Origin of the sequence: Providencia lanzhouensis (assembly GCF_050469745.1) — a bacterium.
Lineage (GTDB): Bacteria > Pseudomonadota > Gammaproteobacteria > Enterobacterales > Enterobacteriaceae > Providencia > Providencia lanzhouensis.
The window spans coordinates 3,686,966-3,706,136 of the sequence record NZ_CP174123.1 but is presented as its reverse complement, the minus strand read 5'-3'; the positions used below and the strand labels follow the sequence as shown (position 1 = coordinate 3,706,136).

Genomic DNA, 19,171 nt, shown 5'->3' with positions numbered 1-19,171 from the left:
GTGTTGCAAATTATTCTTTCAATCACCCCCCTTCGTCATTACTGTCGAACTCTCACCCCGAAAACCATAACTAACTGATAAACAACACTATTATTTCTGGCACAAAAAATGCTTAGGTGTCTGCAACAAACTTAAGATCCGACTGATTTTATTGGAGGGGAAAGCGAATGAATCGCTTTGTAATTGCAGACCCACAACTGTGTATCGGATGTAACACTTGCATGGCGGCGTGCTCAGAAACGCATAAAGCCCAAGGATTACAAACACATCCGCGACTAAAGGTGGTCAAAGTTGGCGAGCTAACCGCACCGATGCTCTGTCGTCAATGTGACGATGCCCCGTGTGCGCGTGTGTGTCCGGTCAATGCCATCACCCACGAAAATGACATGATTGTGCTAAATGAAAGCCTGTGCATTGGCTGCAAACTGTGTGGTTTGGTGTGCCCATTTGGGGCAATCATACCGTCAGGCAGCAAACCAGTAGATACACCTGATTTCTTTGAACAATATGTCCCAAAAGAGATGCTATTAGATGTGCCAGATAGCCTCCCAACCATGAACCCTTTCCTTGCGTGGAACGCAGGGATCCGCAATGTCGCCGTGAAATGTGACCTGTGTGATTTCAGTGACGAAGGGCCAGCTTGTGTCAAAGTCTGCCCAACCGATGCCCTCCATCTGGTGGAAGAACACCAACTCGAAAACGAAAGTGCCAAACGCCGCAGCGCATCTGTCGATGCCATGCCGCCAGAGTTCGACATTTTTGTTGCTGATCGGGAGAACCCATAATGACACCTCTTCAGTTACTTTTATGGTCGGTGATTTTCTACGCGGTAGGTGGCTTTGTTTCGTTGCTCTTTAAACGCCAAGAAAAGCTCGCCATTTATGTCGCGGGAATTGCTGCCATGATCGGCGGCGTGCTGGGCTTATGCAGCTCAATTCCGGTGCTAATGAGCGGGGAAGTGCTTACTTACCTGTCCCAAGGTCCATTCCCGTTCGCCAATTTTGTCGTGAGGCTCGATAGCCTCGCCGCCTTTATGGTGATGGTGATTTCGCTGCTGGTGACCGTCAGCGCCTTATACTCCTTAAACTATGTTCAGGAATATTGCGGTCGCGGCGCGTGGAGCATGGGGTTCTTCCTGAACCTGTTTATCGCTTCGATGGTGGCCTTGGTGGTGATGGACAACGCCTTTTACTTCATCATCCTGTTTGAAATGATGTCACTGGCTTCCTGGTTCTTAGTGATTGCCGACCAAGATGACAAATCCATCCGCGCGGGTCTGCTGTACTTCTTTATTGCCCACGCCGGTTCGATTTTAATTATGATCGCCTTCTTCTTAATGTGGCGTGAAAGTGGCAGCTTAGATTTCGATTCCTTCCGCCAGCTTTCACTTTCACCAGCGATGGCATCCATCGTTTTTTTATTGGGATTTTTTGGCTTTGGCGCCAAAGCAGGGATGCTCCCACTTCACAGTTGGTTACCGCAAGCTCATCCCGCAGCACCGTCTCATGCGTCAGCATTAATGTCTGGTGTAATGGTAAAAATCGGTATCTTCGGGATTATCAAAGTAGGTATCGACTTACTCGGTGCCACTCAAGGCTGGTGGGGTATTGTGGTACTAGCATTCGGTGCAGTCTCCTCGGTTCTTGGGGTTATGTACGCACTGGCTGAGCACGACATCAAACGCTTACTCGCATGGCACACCGTCGAAAATATCGGGATTATCTTGATGGGGGTTGGTGTGGCGATGGTCGGCATGGCAAACAATATGCCAGTGCTTGCGACCATTGGTTTGCTCGGTGCGATTTACCACTTGCTTAACCACGCCGTCTTCAAAGGATTACTGTTCCTTGGTGCGGGCGCCGTGATCTACCGTGTGCATACCCGCGATATGGAAAAAATGGGTGGCTTAGCCAAATTAATGCCACTGACCGCAACCGCGTTTTTAATCGGCTGTATGGCGATTTCCGCGCTGCCACCACTCAACGGCTTTGTCAGTGAGTGGTACACCTACCAATCGCTATTCTCCATGAGTCACGAAGGCACTTTTATTATGCGCATCAGCGGTCCAATCGCCATTGTGATGTTAGCCATCACCGGGGCGTTGGCGGCAATGTGTTTTGTGAAAGTGTACGGCGTCAGTTTTTGCGGTGGTGCTCGCAGTGAGCAAGCCACTCATGCTCGCGAAGTGCCATGGACAATGACCGCCGCGATGCTGATTTTAGCCGCTATCTGTGTGATTTTAGGTGTAGGCGCGACCTATATCGCTCCGGTCTTAGCCAACGTGGCAATGTCCCTGACACACGCCACCGATATCACTGTGGCGCAAGGGGCGATGCTGGTACCAAACAGCGCATCTCAAGCGATGATTTCACCAGCCATGACCTTGATCCTGTTGCTAGCGCTGCCAATCATTCCACTGATTATCTACATGGTATTTAAAGGCAAACAGCTCGACGCGCGCCGTAAAGGGGACGCATGGGCGTGTGGTTATGCGTGGGAAAAAGAGATGTCGGTATCAGCGGGGGGCTTTACCCAGCCGCTGCGTTCTATGTTTGCGCCGCTGTATCGCCTGCGTACTCAGCTCGACCCTTCAGCGCGTTTAGCGCAAACCTTAGAAGTGACGAAAGAGGGGGCAGGGAAGGTAGAACCGTTCTGGGATGAAAAAATTATCTACCCGCTGGTTCGTGTGATTAACCGAATAGCAAAACGCATGCAATGCCTACAAGGCGGGGACTTCAGGCTCTATTGCCTGTATGTGGTCGCGGCCTTGATCGTGCTGCTTGTTGTGATTGCGGCGTAAGGAGAGAAACCATGTCGATTCAAGAAACACCCACATTGATGACAGGGATCTTCGCCGTCGTTCAAGCCGTGGTTTTACTGCTGCTGACGCCGCTGTTCACGGGGATCTCTCGTCAAATTCGCGCCAAAATGCACTCTCGCCAAGGTCCCGGAATTTGGCAAGATTATCGCGACATCATCAAATTGATGACTCGCCAATCTGTGGCGCCGCGTGATTCAGGCATTATCTTTCGCATCATGCCGTATGTGCTGCTGAGCAGCATGTTGCTGCTAGCGATGGCATTGCCAGTGGTCACGAACACGTCACTGTTTAGTGGCGCAGCTGACATCATTATCGTGCTGTATATCTTCGCGTTATTCCGCTTTTTCTTCTCACTCTCCGGTCTCGATACCGGTAGCCCATTTGCGGGTATCGGTGCGAGCCGTGAGCTGACACTTGGCGTACTGGTGGAACCGACGTTATTCCTCGGTTTGCTGGTTGTTGCGCTGATTGCTGGTTCCACCAATATTGGCACCATCAGCGCCACGATGAGTGAAGGCTGGGTGTCTCCAACTGCTACGTTATTAGCGCTACTCGCTTGCGGATTCGCGACATTTATTGAGATGGGCAAAATCCCATTCGACGTGGCAGAAGCGGAGCAAGAGCTGCAAGAAGGTCCATTAACCGAATACTCCGGTTCAGGATTCGCGATGGTGAAACTGGGCATTGGTCTGAAACAAGTGGTCGTTGCGGTTCTGTTCCTGTCGATTTTCTTCCCATTCGGCAATGCCAGTACCTTTACCGTTGGCAGCGTATTGTTAGCGATGGGATTACTGCTAGTGAAATTACTGGTGATTTTCGTGCTGGCGTCGCTGGTCGAAAACAGTCTGGCTCGTGGTCGTTTCTTATTAACGCACCATGTGACTTGGTTAGGATTCGGTGTTGCGGCACTCGGATTCGTCTTCTACCTCACCGGTCTATAAGGAGCGACGAAGCATGTTAGAAAATATTGCACTAGCAACCTTGATAATCCCGTTCATCGGGGCGTTGCTGGTCAGTGTGCTACCCACCCGTCTAGCACCGTGGCTAAGTACCTTAGTGGCGTTGCTAGCCTCTTTGGGAACAGCAGCACTGGGTTGGCTCTATTTAGACGGCGGTAAGGTCGCCACCACACTGGAGTTAATTCAGACGGGTGATGTCGCGCTGTTCGGTTTTACTGTGGATGGCGTGAGCACGCTGATTGCGTTTGCGGTCGTGTTCCTCGGCTTCTTGATTTGCCTCTACTCAACGGGGTATCTCACTGAAGGAAACCGTGAGCACGCTCATGGACCCACTCGTCGCTATTACGCTTTCTTACTGATCTTTATCGGTGCGATGGCAGGGGTTGTGCTCTCTTCCACTATCTTAGGGCAGTTAGTGTTCTTCGAAATTACCGGTGGATGTTCTTGGGCGCTAATTGGTTACTACCAAACTGAAAAATCCCAGCGTTCAGCGATGAAAGCTTTGCTGATCACCCATGTTGGCTCACTCGGCTTATACATGGCGGCGGCAACCCTGTTTATCAGCACGGGTACCTTTGCTCTGAGCGCCATTGACCGTTTGAGTGAATCCCAAAGCCTGATCGTGTTTGGCGGTATTCTGTTTGCAGCATGGGGTAAATCAGCCCAGTTACCACTGCAAGCCTGGCTACCCGATGCGATGGAAGCACCAACCCCAGTTAGTGCTTACTTACACGCCGCCTCCATGGTGAAAGTGGGTGTATATATCTTTGCCCGTGGCTTGATGTCTTCTACCCATGTGCCAGAAATCATTGGTTGGGTGGGTGTCGTGATGGCGGTCATTACGTTGGTGTATGGCTTTATGATGTACCTGCCGCAGAAAGACATGAAACGTCTGCTGGCGTGGTCAACCATCACGCAGCTGGCGTATATTTTCCTCGCTTTATCCTTATCCGTTTTCGGTTCCAAAGAAGCCTTCGATGGCGGTATCGCGTATATCTTCAACCACGCTTTTGCGAAAAGCCTGTTCTTCTTAGTGGCAGGTGCGCTGAGTTATAGCTGTGGTACACGTATGCTGCCGCGCTTACGTGGTTTAGCAAAACGCTATCCATTACTCGGTGTGGGCTTCTGTGTGGCGGCACTCGCCATCGCAGGTGTTCCTCCACTGAATGGCTTCTTCAGTAAATTCCCTATCTTTGCAGCGGGCTTCGCGCTGTCGGAACAGTTCTGGGTATTAACGCCAATTATGGTGTTGGTACTGATTGAATCTGTCGCGAGCTTTGCATGGTTACTGTACTGGTTCGGCAAAGTGGTTCCGGGTGAACCTAGCGAAGAAGTGGCAAACGGCAGCGCAGTTCCTTGGGCAATGCAGTGGGTTATCGGCTTACTGATCGTGATGTCCTTCTGTTCTAGTGTTATTGCCGTCATCTGGCTCGGTTAAGGGAGAGAAAGTATGACTGGTTCAATGATTGTAAATAATTTAGCAGGGCTGATGATGATCACGTCTCTGCTGGTGATCGGCGCGAAAAAGCCGGTGATCTCTTGTTGGTTTTATGCGTTGCAGTCGCTGGTGTTAGTGGCGATTTTCGGCACGCTTTCCTACACCTTAAATGCACCTGAATTGGCAATGTGGGCAGGTACCGCGTTTGCCACCAAAGTGGTTTTGGTTCCGCTGATTATGGGCTACGCCTTCCGAAAATTGTCTGACCCAACCGCGAACGGCGGGGTGATTAGCCCAGCTTGGTTGATGTTAGCAGCAGCGGTGATTGTGGTGCTGTGCTGGTTTGTGGTCGAGCCAATTAAATTGCCGTTGGCGGCGGATTTAAAACCTGCATTAGCGGTTTCTCTTGGGCACTTTATGTTGGGGCTGCTGTGTATCGTGACTCAACGCAATATTCTCAAGCAAGCCTTTGGTTACTGCCTCATGGAAAATGGCTCCCACCTAACCCTCGCGTTACTGGCGTATAAAGCCCCTGAGCTGGTGGAAATTGGTATCGCCACAGACGCCATATTTGCGGTGATCATTATGGCGGTATTGGCTCGTAAAATTTATCGCACGCTCAACACACTGAACGTGGATCAACTGACCGCGCTGAAGGGGTGATGAGATGAGTCAAACAATGTTATTAACCTTATTGATGGCAACTCCGCTGGTGATTTCACTGCTGGCGTTCGCCTGCCGCTTAATGGGTAACGGGGCAAAAATCCCCGTCACCTTGATCCATGCTATTGGGATCACGGTATTACTGGTGTTATCGCTCTGGATGGTTGGCACGATAGATAAAGTCGGTGACTTGCTGATGGCAGGTCACTGGATCCACCTTGATAGCCTCGCAGGGTTATTCCTCGCTATCTTGGGGATCGTCGGTTTCCTGACTGGCTTGTACTCTATCGGTTATATGAACCATGAAGTGCATGAAGGGGAAATCAGTGTTGGAACCTTATGTAACTATTACGGTTTCTTCCACTTGTTCCTGTTCACAATGCTGTTGGTGATCACCAGTAATAACCTGATTTTAATGTGGGCAGCGGTCGAAGCGACCACTTTAAGCTCCGCGTTTTTAGTGGGCATTTACGGTCAACGCTCTTCGCTGGAAGCCGCGTGGAAATACATCATTATCTGTAGCGTGGGTGTGGCGTTCGGTCTGTTCGGTACCATTTTAGTGTATGCCAATGCGGTGAACGTCATGCCGGATCCTGAAATGGCTATCTTCTGGACGGAAGTCCTGAAATATACCGACCTTCTCGATCCAACCCTGATGCACCTTGCCTTTGTATTTGTGTTAATCGGTTTTGGTACCAAAACGGGTCTGTTCCCAATGCACGCATGGTTGCCGGATGCGCACAGTGAAGCACCAAGCCCAACGTCGGCGCTGCTGTCTGCGGTGCTGCTGAATTGCGCACTGCTGATTATCATCCGTTACTACATCATTGTGACCTCATCAATTGGTGGCGAATTTACGCAAACCTTACTGCTGGTATTTGGATTAATGTCCGTGGCGGTGGCGGCGTTCTTTATCTTGGTACAAAAAGATATGAAACGTTTGCTGGCGTACTCCAGTGTGGAAAACATGGGATTGATCGCGGTGGCATTAGGTATTGGTGGACCTTTGGGTGTACTGGCTGCGTTGCTGCATACCTTAAACCACAGTTTGGGTAAAACCTTGCTGTTCTGCGGCTCCGGTAACGTTTTACTGAAATATGGCACTCGCGATATTACGGTGGTGAAAGGGTTACTGCGCACTATGCCATTTACCGCGGTGGTGTTTGCGGGTGGCGCATTAGCACTGGGCGGTATGCCGCCATTCAACGTCTTTTTAAGTGAATTTATGATTGTGGTGGCGGGGCTAGTCGCTAACCATTTCTGGCTAACCTTGCTGGTGCTGATCTTAATTACGGTGGTGCTGGGTGGGTTGATCCGCATGATCTCCAAAACCCTATTTGGCGAACAACCAGAGTGCGTAGCGCGTGGTGAGCTGGGCATTTTAACCACATTACCGATGGCGATTTTGATTGTACTGATGCTGGTGATGGGGACGTATATTCCTCAGCCTGTCAGTCGCTTACTGGAAAATGCCGCGACGATCGTGCTCAAAGACAGCGCGACAGTCGACCACCAAATTACCACCTTAAATTACCAATGGCCGTGGGGTGCAAGCACCTCCGAACCTTCATCGCAGGAGAAATAACGTGAGCTATCAGAATTATACAGATACCCTTCAGGGCGTTCGCAAAGGCGCGGGCTATCTGGCAAAAGTGCGCGAGAAATTTCCTCATGCCATGCTGGAAGAGGAGTGGCAAACTGCCAACCAAGTCACCATTACCGTCAAAACTGAGATGCTGCCAGAAGTGGTGGAATTCCTCTATTACGGCTGCGGCGGTTGGTTGCCGGTGTTATGGGGGAACGATGAGCGCCCTCTAAATGGGCAGTTTGCGGTTTATTACGCGCTGTCGATGGAAGAGGGGGAAAAATGTTGGGTGACGGTAAAAGCCTATGTCAGCCCAATCACTCAAGAATTTCCATCCGTAACGCCGCGCGTGCCTGCGGCGGTGTGGGGAGAACGTGAAATTCGTGATATGTACGGCTTACGCCCAGTGGGCTTGCCGGATGAGCGTCGTTTAGTGCTACCGGATGATTGGCCGGAAGACCTGTATCCGCTGCGCAAAGACACCATGGATTATCGTCAGCGCCCTGCGCCAACCACTGACACTGAAACCTACGAGTTTATCAACGACAGCAAAACTCAAAGCCGCATCGTACCAATTGGCCCGCTGCATATCACTTCCGATGAACCGGGGCACTTCCGTCTGTTTGTGGATGGCGAACGTATTGTGGATGCGGATTACCGTATGTTCTACGTGCATCGCGGAATGGAAAAACTGGCTGAAACCCGTATGGGCTACAACGAAGTCACTTTCTTATCTGATCGCGTATGCGGTATTTGCGGCTTCACCCACAGCGTGGCTTACACCACCTCAGTTGAGAACGCATTAGGTATTTATGTCCCTCAGCGTGCTCATACTATTCGTAGTGTGTTACTGGAAGTGGAACGTTTACACAGCCACTTGCTGAATATAGGTTTAGCGAGCCACTTCACCGGTTTTGATACTGGTTTCATGCAATTTTTCCGTGTCCGTGAAAAATCCATGACCATGGCGGAATTACTGACAGGCGCCCGTAAAACTTACGGTACCAACTTAATTGGTGGGGTTCGTCGTGACTTCTTAAAAGAGCAGCGCGTGAAAACCATTCAGTTGGTCAAAGAGATGCGCCAAGATGTGACTCAGCTGGTGGATATGTTGCTGAGCACACCAAATATGGAGCAGCGTACCGTTGGTGTCGGTCGTCTTGACCCACAAGTTGCCCGTGATTACAGCCCAGTAGGACCGATGATCCGTGCCAGCGGTTTTAAACGCGATGTACGTTTTGACCACCCATTTGCCGACTATGGCAATTTACCAAAAACCTTATTCACCTTAGATGGTTGCGATGTCTATTCCCGCGTGATGGTACGCATTAAAGAGACATTGGACTCTCTGTCGATGATTGAATATGCCCTCGACAATATGCCGGAAGGTCCAATTCTGACCGAAGGCTTTACCTATCAGCCTCATAAATTTGCACTGGGCTATACCGAAGCGCCGCGAGGTGAAGATGTTCACTGGAGCATGCTCGGCGATAACCAAAAACTGTATCGCTGGCGTTGCCGTGCGGCTACTTACGCGAACTGGCCAGTGCTGCGCTATATGCTGCAAGGCAATACCGTTTCTGATGCGCCATTGATTATCGGTAGCCTCGACCCTTGCTACTCCTGTACTGACCGCGTGACGCTGGTGGATGTGAAAAAACGAAAAGCGAAAACCGTGGCATACAAAGAGCTCGAACAGCACAGTATCGAGCGCAAACATTCGATTATGAAATAACGGAGGGACACCATGTTTAAACTTTTCAAAACCCTTCGTAATGCGGGTACCGCAACGGTGAAATACCCGTTCAAACCGCTGGAAGTGGCTCACGGATTTAGAGGCAAACCGGAATACGACCCGCAGCAGTGTATTGCGTGTGGCGCGTGTATTTCCGCTTGCCCAGCCAATGCATTAACCATGGAAACCGACTTAGAAAGTGGTGAACGCCGCTGGCAGCTGTTTTTAGGTCGCTGTATTTATTGTGCGCGCTGTGAAGAAGTTTGTCCGACTCGCGCCATTCACTTAACGGAAGAGTTTGAAACCGCGGTAATGAACAAAGCGGATTTGTACATGAAAGGGACGTTCCGCCTGCAACATTGTCGCCAGTGTGGCGAAGCATTCGCCCCGAAAAAATCCGTGGAGTATGCCATGGCGCTGATGGTGGCATCGGGGATTGAGGAAGGCGGCATTGAAGCCCTGCGCCCAATGTATGAAACCTGTCCATCCTGTAAGCAAAAAAACAACTTATTGAATAATGATCGTCAGAACTTCCGTTTGCATATTCAGGGAGATAAATCATGAGTCTGCCAAATATCCCCGTAAACCATCACGTTAGCCAGCCTATCGTTCTCGATGAGCAGGTGGCAAAACTGAAAAGCACGCTGCTGAAAGATATTAAGCGTTCAGCCTATGTGTATCGCGTGGACTGTGGCGGTTGCAACGGATGTGAAATCGAAATTTTCTCGGCAATCACCCCCGTTTTCGATGCGGAACGTTTCGGGATCAAAGTGGTGGCGTCTCCGCGCCATGCAGATATTTTACTGTTCACAGGGGCAGTTACCCGTGCGATGCGCATGCCTGCACTGCGCGCGTATGAATCTGCACCGGATCCAAAAATCTGTATCTCTTATGGGGCTTGTGGTTGTGGTGGGGGGATCTTCCACGATCTGTATTGTGTCTGGGGCGGCAGCGAACACATCGTGCCGATTGATGTGTGGATCCCAGGTTGCCCGCCAACGCCAGCTGCCACAATTTACGGTTTCGCAGTGGCATTAGGGTTATTGAATCAAAAATTGGTTGGGCAAGATCACCGTGAAGCCAACGGGGAAAAAGTGGAGCTTTTACTGCCATCAATTCCTCTAGCCACTCGCGTGATGATCGAGCGTGAAGCGCGCCGCCAAGCAGGGTATTACCAAGGTCGAGAAATCAGTGATCGCTTCCTGACCCTGCTAGATGGGGCGACACCAAGCCAAGTGAAAGCTACGATGCAAACATGGATGGACGAGGAGCAAGACCCACGCCTGCGTGAGATTGTGAACCGACTCGTGACCGTGTTGCAACAAGGGGGCATCAATGAGTGAGTCAGCGACTGAAACGGGGAAAGTGATTTTCTGGTCACTGCGCCAGAAGTTTGTCGACAGTGACGATGACGTGCCAGAAGATGCGCAGCAAGTCATGTATTACTCACTGGCGATTGGTCACCATGTTGGGATGATTGACTGCCTTAAAACCGAGTTAGAGTGCCCGTTAGATGGCTTCCAAGCATGGGTGAATGCGCTTCCTGAAGGGGAGGCGCGTCGCAAATTACAGGGCTTGATCACCTTCGGCGAGATTAATATCGATTCTACCCACACTAATATGCTGGCGTTAGCATTAGATAGTTTCGCTAAAGACAGTAACTCGCCCTATCAGGCATGGAGCGCCACACTGATTCGATTGCTCGGTGAAATTGAGCGTGAGCCAGCCATTTATTTGATAGTGAAAAGGCAGATAGCGAAAAGGCAGCCGATGAGCGATGTCGCCAGACAAACTCAGCCTTCTTTTTCAATGGCAACCGAATCTTCAGCGGAAAATCAGCCTCTTTCAGAAAACCCATCACCCGTGCAAAACCTGATGCTGGCGGTGGGCAATAGCATGATGGGGGATGATGGCGCAGGCCCAATGCTATTCGACCTCATGCAGCAAGCCCCGATTGATGGCTGGGTGGCAATTAACGGTGGCAGTAGTCCTGAAAGTGTTTCTCACCAAGTGCGAGCGTTAAAACCTCAGCGTTTATTAATTGTGGATGCTGCGGATATTGGTTTAGCACCTGGTGAAATCCGGGTTATCGACCCCGATGATATCGCTGAAATGTTTATTATGAGCACTCATAACCTGCCGCTGAATTTTCTTATCGACCAGTTAAAAGAGGATGTCGGAGAAATCATTTTCTTAGGCATTCAGCCCGATTTAGTAGGTTTTTATATGCCGATGAATGACAAAGTGGTTGCCGCCGTCGAGCAAGTTTATCAAGCCTTACCAACATGGGAAGGGGTAGGGGGATTCCGGTTATTTGAGGGTGAGTAACGATAAACTGGAAGCCTTTAATTAAAGGATAGAATGTTAAGGGAATAAATAGACCGCGCTACAGGGATGCAGTGCGGTTTTTACTGAAAACCACAACTTTTCATCCTGCAAGCTTGTCCATTACTCCAAAATTGCGTAAATCCAGTGTTTAATATGGAATCGATATGAATATTAAACTCGTCACTCGTTTTGTGCGTGAATCTCGATTCAATGACTAACTAAGGCGGGTATTATCACTATTGTAAAGTGCTTCTCTTCAGTATTGTTGAGTTGTGATGACCTTTATTTTTGCATAAGCATAATTAAAGATGATTTCTTTTTGAATTAATACGTATTAAGCTACAGAGAAACTCTTTGGGTATATCACCTTGTATTTTAAATGAATAACATTTTTTTAGCTCTTTTCTATAATTTAATTTATATTAAATTATATTATTTAATTTATATTTCAGTAGTTATTTTTGTTCTGTTGGTTTATTTTTTAATTCAAGTTTATTTAATTTAAATATTTAACTCAATAAATGAGTTATTTATTTTTATGTCAGTGATTTAACGATATTCTTAATATAATTAAATTATTCAATTTATTTTAATTATCATTAAAAGATAAGATTGATAATACATTATATTGTTTTTAATGCTATTTTGAAACTTTAGTCTTTATATGATTTTTGGATGAAATAGACAGTCTGTTTGCGATAATTATTTTTTATAAAAAATTGGCAGGTAATTTATTTTTTATATTTTAAACTACATTTTTGTTATCTTGATACCTTTAATATCTTATTTAAACGTATGTTTGGTATTTGATGTTTAATTAATTCTTTTAACTTAGTATAGGAATTGCTCATATGTTTTATATTTAAAATGGAGTTATTGTAATGACAGATTATATTCTAAATAAGAGCATCCCTATTGGTATTAATGAAACAGGCACCCGTGAAGAATTCGATAGCATGGGAAAAGTAAATGTTCCTGCAAATCGTTATTGGGGGGCACAGACTCAACGTTCATTACAGCACTTTAATATTGGCGATGATTTAATGCCAAAATCGGTTTACCACGCGTATGGCTATGTAAAAAAAGCTTGTGCATTGGTTAACTGCGAAGCAGGTCGATTAGCTGAATGGAAAAAAGAAGCGATCGTTATCGCTGCTGATGAAACTATTCATGGTCAATTGGATGAGCATTATCCGCTTTATGTATGGCAGACAGGCTCTGGCACACAATCTAATATGAATGTGAATGAGGTCATTTCTAACCGAGCTATTCAATTACTCGGTGGCTCATTAGGAACACAATTGCCCGTTGGACCCAATGATGATGTCAACATGGGTCAGTCTTCCAATGATACATTCCCTACTGCAATGCACATCGCCGCTATTTTTGCGCTTGATGAACAATTAATTCCGAGCATTGAAGATTTAATTCAACTTATTGAAAAGAAAGCTGATTCGTGGATGACTGTCGTTAAGATCGGTCGTACCCACCTCGAAGATGCAGTGCCTTTAACCGTGGGACAAGAGTGGCACGGTTGGGCGGGTCAATTACGCGATGCGCTAGATGACATTAAACGTAGTCAGCAAGATCTTTATAAACTTGCTGTTGGCGGCACGGCTGTTGGTACAGGATTAAACGCGCCAAAAGGCTTTTCAAAAGATGTCGCAGATAAGATAGCGGAATTAACTCAAAAACCGTTTATTACAGCACCCAACAAATTTACGGCTCAAGGCTCTCTTGATGCATTAGTTCGCACACATGCGGCTATTCGCGGACTGGCAGTGGCACTGATCAAAATTGCGAATGATATGCGCTGGCTAGCGTCGGGTCCTCGTTGTGGTTTCAGCGAATTAATATTGCCATCTAATGAACCTGGTTCATCTATCATGCCCGGCAAGGTCAACCCAACCCAATGTGAAGCGATGGTCATGATTGGTATTCAAGTTATGGGGAATGATGCTGCGATTGCGATATCAGGTAGCCAAGGTAATTTTGAATTAAATGCGATGAGACCGGTAATTATTAATAACCTCCTGCATTCCATTCGTATTATTTCTGATGGTTGTCGTAAATTTATGGAATATTCAGTAGAAGGCACTGAATTAAATAATACGAAAATAACCGAGTATGTGGACAATAGTGTCATGTTAGTGACGGCATTATCCCCAATTATTGGTTATCAAAATGCAGCGCATATTGCTGAAAATGCAATAGCGAAAAATATCACATTGAAAGAATCTGCAATCGCTTCTGGAAAAATAAGTGAAGAAGATTTTAATAAATATGTTAATCCGATTGATATGACAGGAAATGGTCTATCTGGCGCGTAGTTTTCTCTGAATTATAATATTTAAATTAAAAGGTATTAATTATGTATAATCGACAAGCTAAAGTTGTTGTGGAAAATAACATTCGTAAAATTAAAACCACTGCAAGAGGATATGAAGTATTACGCGATCCATCATTAAATAAAGGAACGGCTTTTACTGAAGAAGAACGAAAAGCGCTGGACTTAAATGGTATTCTTCCTCCTGTTGTAACTGAGGATATGGAAACACAATTAAACCGTGCTTATCACGCTTACCGTGGATGCCATTCTGATTTAGATAAACATATTTACATGTGGCGTTTGCACGATAATAACGTGACATTGTTCTATGCATTATTACAACGTCATATGCTGGAAATGCTGCCAGTTGTTTATGACCCAGTTGTCGGCGATGCTATTGAAAACTATAGCGAGATTATTACTCGTCCTCGCGGGATCTTCCTCAGTATTAATGAACCTGAATTAATCGAAGAAAAGCTGCGTGCATTCGGTGCTGAAGGTGGTGATATTCGATTGATCGTGACCACTGACGCAGAAGAAATCTTAGGTATCGGAGACTGGGGTTCTAATGGTATCGATATTTCAGTCGGTAAGCTGGCTGTTTATACTGCCGCTGCGGGCGTAGATCCTCACAGTGTTATTCCTGTTGTTCTCGATGTCGGGACTAACAATGAAAAACTGTTAAATGATCCATCGTATGTGGGTAATCGTCATGAGCGTATTCAAGGCAAAGTCTATGACGATTTTGTTGATGCTTATGTCAAAGCGGCAAGAAAGCTATTTCCAAATGCAGTGATGCACTGGGAAGATTTTGGTTCAACAAATGCGCGTCGCATTTTGGATAAATACAGAGCGAATTTCGCGACATTTAACGATGATGTGCAAGGCACGGGTGCCATTGTATTGTCGGGCTTATTGAATGCGGTGAAATTAAGTAAAACGCCTTGGACGGAGCAAAAAGTGGTTATCTTTGGTGCAGGAACTGCGGGTTGTGGTATTGCAGACCAAATTCGTGACCAAATGATCCGTAGTGGCCTATCTCGTGAAGAAGCCATTTCTCGCATTTGGTTAATTGACTTGCCGGGACTACTGACAACTGACATGGTCGACAGCTTACTGTATTTCCAAAAAGATTATGCGAAAAACAGCCAAGATGTTGCCAATTATCCAAGAAAGATTGTTGATGTTTCTGTTGAAGCACAAACCCGCTGGCCGGATATGGCGGATATCCTTGCGAAACAGAATAAAGCTAAAGGTATTATTGACTTAGCAACGGTTGTCGAGAATGTAAAACCAACAATTTTAATTGGTACATCAACCACTCCGGGTGCTTTCACTCAAGATATCGTTCGCAGCATGGCAAGCCACGTTGAACGCCCAATTATTTTCCCATTATCAAACCCAACATTACTGCATGAAGCAACACCACAGCATTTAATTGAATGGACTGAAGGTAAAGTGTTTGTGGCAACGGGGGCGCCATTTGATGATGTGATTTATAACGGTGTTTGCTACAAAATCGGTCAGGCAAATAACGCTGCGCTTTATCCGGGGCTAGGCTTCGGTGCTATCGTGTCTAAAGCCACGAAAATTACCGATGAAATGATTTTTGCCGCAGTTCAAGCTGTGGCAAGCCAAGCAACATTAGGCTCAGAAGGTGCATCGTTATTACCATCGAATGAAGATTTACGTATCACTTCAAGTATCGTTGCTCTTGCTGTTTTACGTATGGCGAAGAGCCAAGGTGTAGCAGGGGTTAATGCCAGTGATTCTGAAGTTGAAATGGTGAGAACACAATCTTGGTGGCCGGTTTATGTGCCAGTTGAGGCTATCTAATTACAGAGTGTGATTGATAGTTTGATTGAGTAAAACGGTAATTAATGAAACCTGACACAAAAGTGTGTCAGGTTTTTTTGATGCGTAGAAAGGGGCGAAATACAAAAAGCAGTGGGGGGAATAAACACGTATTATCACGCGTTTCCTCGCAAAAAATATCCTACATCTTCCTCAACTTCTTCCATTGCCATTAACGCTTCTAAGGTATCTCTAGCCTCTTTTTCATCAAGAATACTCATGGCGAAACCGACGTGAACTAATACCCATTTACCGACCATGCTCTCGGTATCCCCTTCGCATACGAGGGCAATATTCACTTCACGCTGGACACCACAAACATCCACTTGGGCGCTATCCATGGGGGTTTGACCAACGGCAACCACTTGACCGGGAATACCTAAACACATAACTGGCTCCTAAACGGGTTATTCAACTTCAATCTGCTTCACTTGCATGGCGCTAGCACTGTCGACAATTAAATTTTGGCTGCCGCAATGGGGGCATCCTTCACCAAATTTGGTTATTTGTACCTGATACTGACAATCTCGACATTGTGCTTGTGCAGGGGAAATCACGATATGTAATTCGGCACCTTGGGCGAGGGTATTACGGCAGATAATATCGAAACAAAAATGCACGGCGGATTCCTCTACGCAAGAGACGGCGCTGAGTTCTAACCACACACCCGTCACCCGCCGAGCATGGTTGCGTTTAGCGTGCTGTTCAATAATCTCAAATGCGCTTTGGCATAAGGCAACTTCATGCATTTGTCATTCCTTAAGACAAAATATCCGCTGGATTTTCAAAGGCTGCGCGACGACGGCGTTCCTTGATAATTTCATCCATTTTATTTCTGTCGACGACCATTAAGGCTTCTGTAGGACAGACTTCTACGCAAGCTGGTCCACCTTCACGGGTATGGCATAAGTCGCATTTATGCGCCTCAGCACGATACTGTGGAATGGTATTGAGTGCGGTGGTGTGCTGTACAACTGGGCGGCTAATCACTTCCATGGTGCCGTAAGGGCAAGCGATAACACAGGTTTTGCAACCAATGCATTTAGATTGGTCTACATACACGAAATCATCTTTACGGCTGATGGCGCCATTAGGGCAAACATTGGCACACGGGGCGTCTTCACACTGGCGACACACCACTGCTGTGCTGACGGTATAGCCTTTGAGTACATGAATACGTGGAAAAAACTCATCTTTTACAACGGTGGCAATCCCTGTTTCTTGCTCTTGGTGGGAGACCACACAAGCCACTTCACAGGTGTGACAGCCAATGCACTTCTTTGGGTCTGCAATGATGAAACGGTTCATCATATTCTCCTGAATGATCGTAAACGGGCATGGGATCCGGTTTATTTCGGTTGCCTCGTCTTATCCTGACAATACCTAGAGATAAGCATGGATCGTGCCAAATTCGTTAAATAAATTAATTTAATAAAATCATTCGGTTAGATATTATCGGGTAATCACGAAAAAATAGAAATTTCATATTCGACACGGTTTTCGACATTATTGACGAGAGGCATGAAATCGATATTAAGCGGATATTGGGTTAAATCAGCCAATATCTAAAATAGGTGAATGGATCAAACTTAAATCAGACTCTGATATTATTTTTTCAAATAATGACTACAATATTAGTATTAAATCAAAAACAGCAATCGCATTAATCACAGTATTAAACTTTTTTATTTTTATTATTGATAAATAAGTCGTTTATAAATGAAAATTTAAAACTCTAACTAATTCTCATTATTGTTAGTCAGCAAAATAAATAAATGACTTAGCAATGCAGCGGATTAGGACGAGATTGGAGATTTTGTGAGCATATCCGAAACCACCGAACAAATTCGTCATGAACGTGACCAATTCAGGATCCTTGTGGACATCACTAACTCAGTGCTTTCTCATCTTGAAATGGATGGGTTAGTGGCTGAAGTTTCGCGAGAAATTTACCGATTTTTTGGTATTAGCCAAATTAGCGTTGCTCTTTGTGATAATGTCAGTTCAGCGGTTTATCTTTGTTATTCAAGCCATTATCAACGCTCAAAACCCGTTAAAAAAAGCCAGTATCATCTAAATGAACTGCATGCAGATCTCGCTCAAGTCTTGGAGAGCAACAAACCGCTGCGCTTAACGCTTGATAGTCAAACTCAAGATCCTCTGTATCAAAATTTGTGTGCGGAAGGGATGACGGAAACTTTGCTGTTACCGTTGGCATTCAATCATAAGCCATTGGGTGTTTTGGTATTATCCCATGAAGATGACCGGATTTTCACCGAAGATAGCTGCACTTTGTTGAAACAAGTGGCGGCACGCTTTGCAATAGCCGTAGACAATGCCGCAGCGTATGGCGAGATCACGCGCCTCAAAGATAGCCTGAAAAATGAAAATTTATGGCTCAATGAGCAAATCCAAAACACCAATAGTTTCAGCGAAATTGTCTTTCAAAGTCAGGCGATGCGTGAAGTGCTGGAACAAGTGGATTTAGTAGCGCGTAGCGATAGCACTGTGCTCATCTTGGGTGAAACGGGTACTGGTAAAGAGTTAATTGCCAGAGCCGTTCATCAGCTTAGCAATCGCCATCAACGTTCACTGATTAAAATGAATTGTGCGGCAATTCCGACAGGTTTATTAGAAAGCGACCTGTTTGGACATGATAAAGGCGCATTTACAGGTGCGACGAGCACCCATATTGGTCGCTTTGAAATGGCGGACAAAAGCACGCTGTTTTTAGATGAAATTGGCGATATGCCATTGGATTTACAACCAAAATTATTACGTGTTTTGCAAGAGCGTGAGATTGAGCGCATTGGTGGCAATAAAGTTATCCCTGTGGATGTGCGCCTTGTGGCAGCGACCAATCGCAATTTAAAGGCGATGACGGAAGGCCGAGAGTTTCGTGAAGACCTCTATTATCGTTTGAATGTGTTCCCGATTGTTATCCCGCCATTACGTGACCGACCTGAAGATATTCCGCTGCTCGCGACCTATTTCACCAAGAAAATGGCGCAGCGTATGAACCGTAAAATTGATTGTATTCCTCGCGATGCATTGGCGCAGCTATCCTTGTACCCATGGCCAGGCAATGTACGAGAACTGGAAAATGTGATTGAACGTGCCGTGATTTTAACCCGTGGGAATACGCTGAATATTCAATTGCATGAGCTAAATATCCCAAAGCCATCTCGTATTAAAGAAGCTTTGAATAAGCCCAGTTCATTAGAGCGAAAAATGCAGACGGATGCACCAGAGAGCGACGATGAAGAGCGAAACCGCATTATTGAAGCGCTGAAAGCCACCAATGGGGTGGTTGCAGGGGCGAGAGGGGCGGCAGCCCGCTTAGGCTTGAAGCGTACGACGTTGCTTTCAAGAATGCAGAGACTGGGAATTAGTGTTCAAGACTTATTCCAGTAATCTCGTCATAATTCGCGCTGTGGCGTTGTTGGCCGCACTGTGATA

Annotated in this window: 16 protein-coding genes and 1 pseudogene; 14 read left to right on the top strand and 3 right to left on the bottom strand. The window is 46.5% G+C overall.

The window, feature by feature from the left end; genetic code table 11:
• Positions 1-167: 167 nt before the first annotated feature.
• The 13 genes and pseudogenes from ACIH2S_RS17325 to ACIH2S_RS17265 all read left to right on the top strand — a co-directional run bounded on the left by ACIH2S_RS17325 (position 168) and on the right by ACIH2S_RS17265 (position 15,694).
• Positions 168-785 carry a 4Fe-4S dicluster domain-containing protein gene (locus ACIH2S_RS17325; protein ID WP_349488086.1) on the top strand — a complete coding sequence of 206 codons (618 nt, stop codon included), beginning with the start codon at positions 168-170 and terminating at the stop codon, positions 783-785.
• Positions 785-2,800 carry a hydrogenase 4 subunit B gene (gene hyfB / locus ACIH2S_RS17320; RefSeq protein ID WP_036949171.1) on the top strand — a complete coding sequence of 672 codons (2,016 nt, stop codon included), beginning with the start codon at positions 785-787 and terminating at the stop codon, positions 2,798-2,800. The genes ACIH2S_RS17325 and hyfB overlap by 1 nt, the downstream gene beginning before the upstream one ends.
• An 11-nt stretch (positions 2,801-2,811) precedes the next feature.
• Positions 2,812-3,762, top strand: coding sequence for a respiratory chain complex I subunit 1 family protein (locus ACIH2S_RS17315; RefSeq protein ID WP_036949172.1), 951 nt, complete (start codon positions 2,812-2,814; stop codon positions 3,760-3,762).
• 13 nt (positions 3,763-3,775) lie between these two features.
• The gene (locus ACIH2S_RS17310) at positions 3,776-5,218 is read left to right on the top strand and encodes a hydrogenase 4 subunit D (protein WP_036949173.1); all 1,443 of its coding nucleotides are present in this window, start codon (positions 3,776-3,778) and stop codon (positions 5,216-5,218) included.
• 12 nt (positions 5,219-5,230) lie between these two features.
• On the top strand, positions 5,231-5,881 hold the full coding sequence (hyfE, locus tag ACIH2S_RS17305) for a hydrogenase 4 membrane subunit (RefSeq protein WP_154599975.1): 651 nt from the start codon (positions 5,231-5,233) through the stop codon (positions 5,879-5,881).
• A gap of 4 nt (positions 5,882-5,885) precedes the next feature.
• Positions 5,886-7,466, top strand: coding sequence for a hydrogenase 4 subunit F (locus ACIH2S_RS17300; RefSeq protein ID WP_154599974.1), 1,581 nt, complete (start codon positions 5,886-5,888; stop codon positions 7,464-7,466).
• 1 nt (position 7,467) lies between these two features.
• Positions 7,468-9,201 (top strand): NADH-quinone oxidoreductase subunit C, encoded by a 1,734-nt coding sequence (locus ACIH2S_RS17295; RefSeq protein WP_036949178.1) that lies wholly within the window; start codon positions 7,468-7,470, stop codon positions 9,199-9,201.
• Positions 9,202-9,213: 12 nt separating this feature from the next.
• Positions 9,214-9,765, top strand: a complete 552-nt coding sequence (gene hyfH, locus ACIH2S_RS17290) for a hydrogenase 4 subunit H (RefSeq protein ID WP_036949180.1) — start codon at positions 9,214-9,216, stop codon at positions 9,763-9,765.
• Complete coding sequence (locus ACIH2S_RS17285) at positions 9,762-10,544, top strand: NADH-quinone oxidoreductase subunit B family protein (RefSeq protein WP_108479537.1); 783 nt, start codon at positions 9,762-9,764, stop codon at positions 10,542-10,544. The genes hyfH and ACIH2S_RS17285 overlap by 4 nt, the downstream gene beginning before the upstream one ends.
• Positions 10,537-10,893 (top strand): annotated as a pseudogene (locus ACIH2S_RS17280) (formate hydrogenlyase maturation HycH family protein); the annotation flags it as partial. The gene ACIH2S_RS17285 and the pseudogene ACIH2S_RS17280, both read left to right, overlap by 8 nt.
• Positions 10,894-11,076: 183 nt before the next feature.
• The gene (gene hycI / locus ACIH2S_RS17275) at positions 11,077-11,529 is read left to right on the top strand and encodes a hydrogenase maturation peptidase HycI (protein WP_154634725.1); all 453 of its coding nucleotides are present in this window, start codon (positions 11,077-11,079) and stop codon (positions 11,527-11,529) included.
• An 881-nt stretch (positions 11,530-12,410) separates the two neighbouring features.
• A complete protein-coding gene (gene fumC / locus ACIH2S_RS17270) occupies positions 12,411-13,859 on the top strand; it encodes a class II fumarate hydratase (RefSeq protein ID WP_036949184.1) in 1,449 nt (482 codons plus the stop codon).
• A 41-nt stretch (positions 13,860-13,900) separates the two neighbouring features.
• Entirely contained in the window at positions 13,901-15,694 is a 1,794-nt protein-coding gene (locus tag ACIH2S_RS17265) for an NAD-dependent malic enzyme (protein WP_036949186.1), read from the top strand.
• Between the two features lie 134 nt (positions 15,695-15,828).
• Here the strand turns inward: ACIH2S_RS17265 and hybG are convergent, their stop codons facing one another.
• The 3 genes from hybG to hydN are packed head-to-tail and all read right to left on the bottom strand — an operon-like array spanning position 15,829 to position 17,020.
• The gene (gene hybG, locus ACIH2S_RS17260; RefSeq protein WP_036949187.1) at positions 15,829-16,101 is read right to left on the bottom strand and encodes a hydrogenase maturation factor HybG; all 273 of its coding nucleotides are present in this window, start codon (positions 16,099-16,101) and stop codon (positions 15,829-15,831) included.
• A gap of 18 nt (positions 16,102-16,119) precedes the next feature.
• The gene (gene hypA / locus ACIH2S_RS17255; protein ID WP_036949189.1) at positions 16,120-16,461 is read right to left on the bottom strand and encodes a hydrogenase maturation nickel metallochaperone HypA; all 342 of its coding nucleotides are present in this window, start codon (positions 16,459-16,461) and stop codon (positions 16,120-16,122) included.
• 10 nt (positions 16,462-16,471) lie between these two features.
• A complete protein-coding gene (gene hydN, locus ACIH2S_RS17250; protein WP_036949191.1) occupies positions 16,472-17,020 on the bottom strand; it encodes an electron transport protein HydN in 549 nt (182 codons plus the stop codon).
• 510 nt (positions 17,021-17,530) lie between these two features.
• Here hydN and ACIH2S_RS17245 point away from each other — a divergent pair.
• Complete coding sequence (locus ACIH2S_RS17245; protein ID WP_108479534.1) at positions 17,531-19,126, top strand: sigma 54-interacting transcriptional regulator; 1,596 nt, start codon at positions 17,531-17,533, stop codon at positions 19,124-19,126.
• The last annotated feature ends 45 nt before the right edge of the window (positions 19,127-19,171 follow it).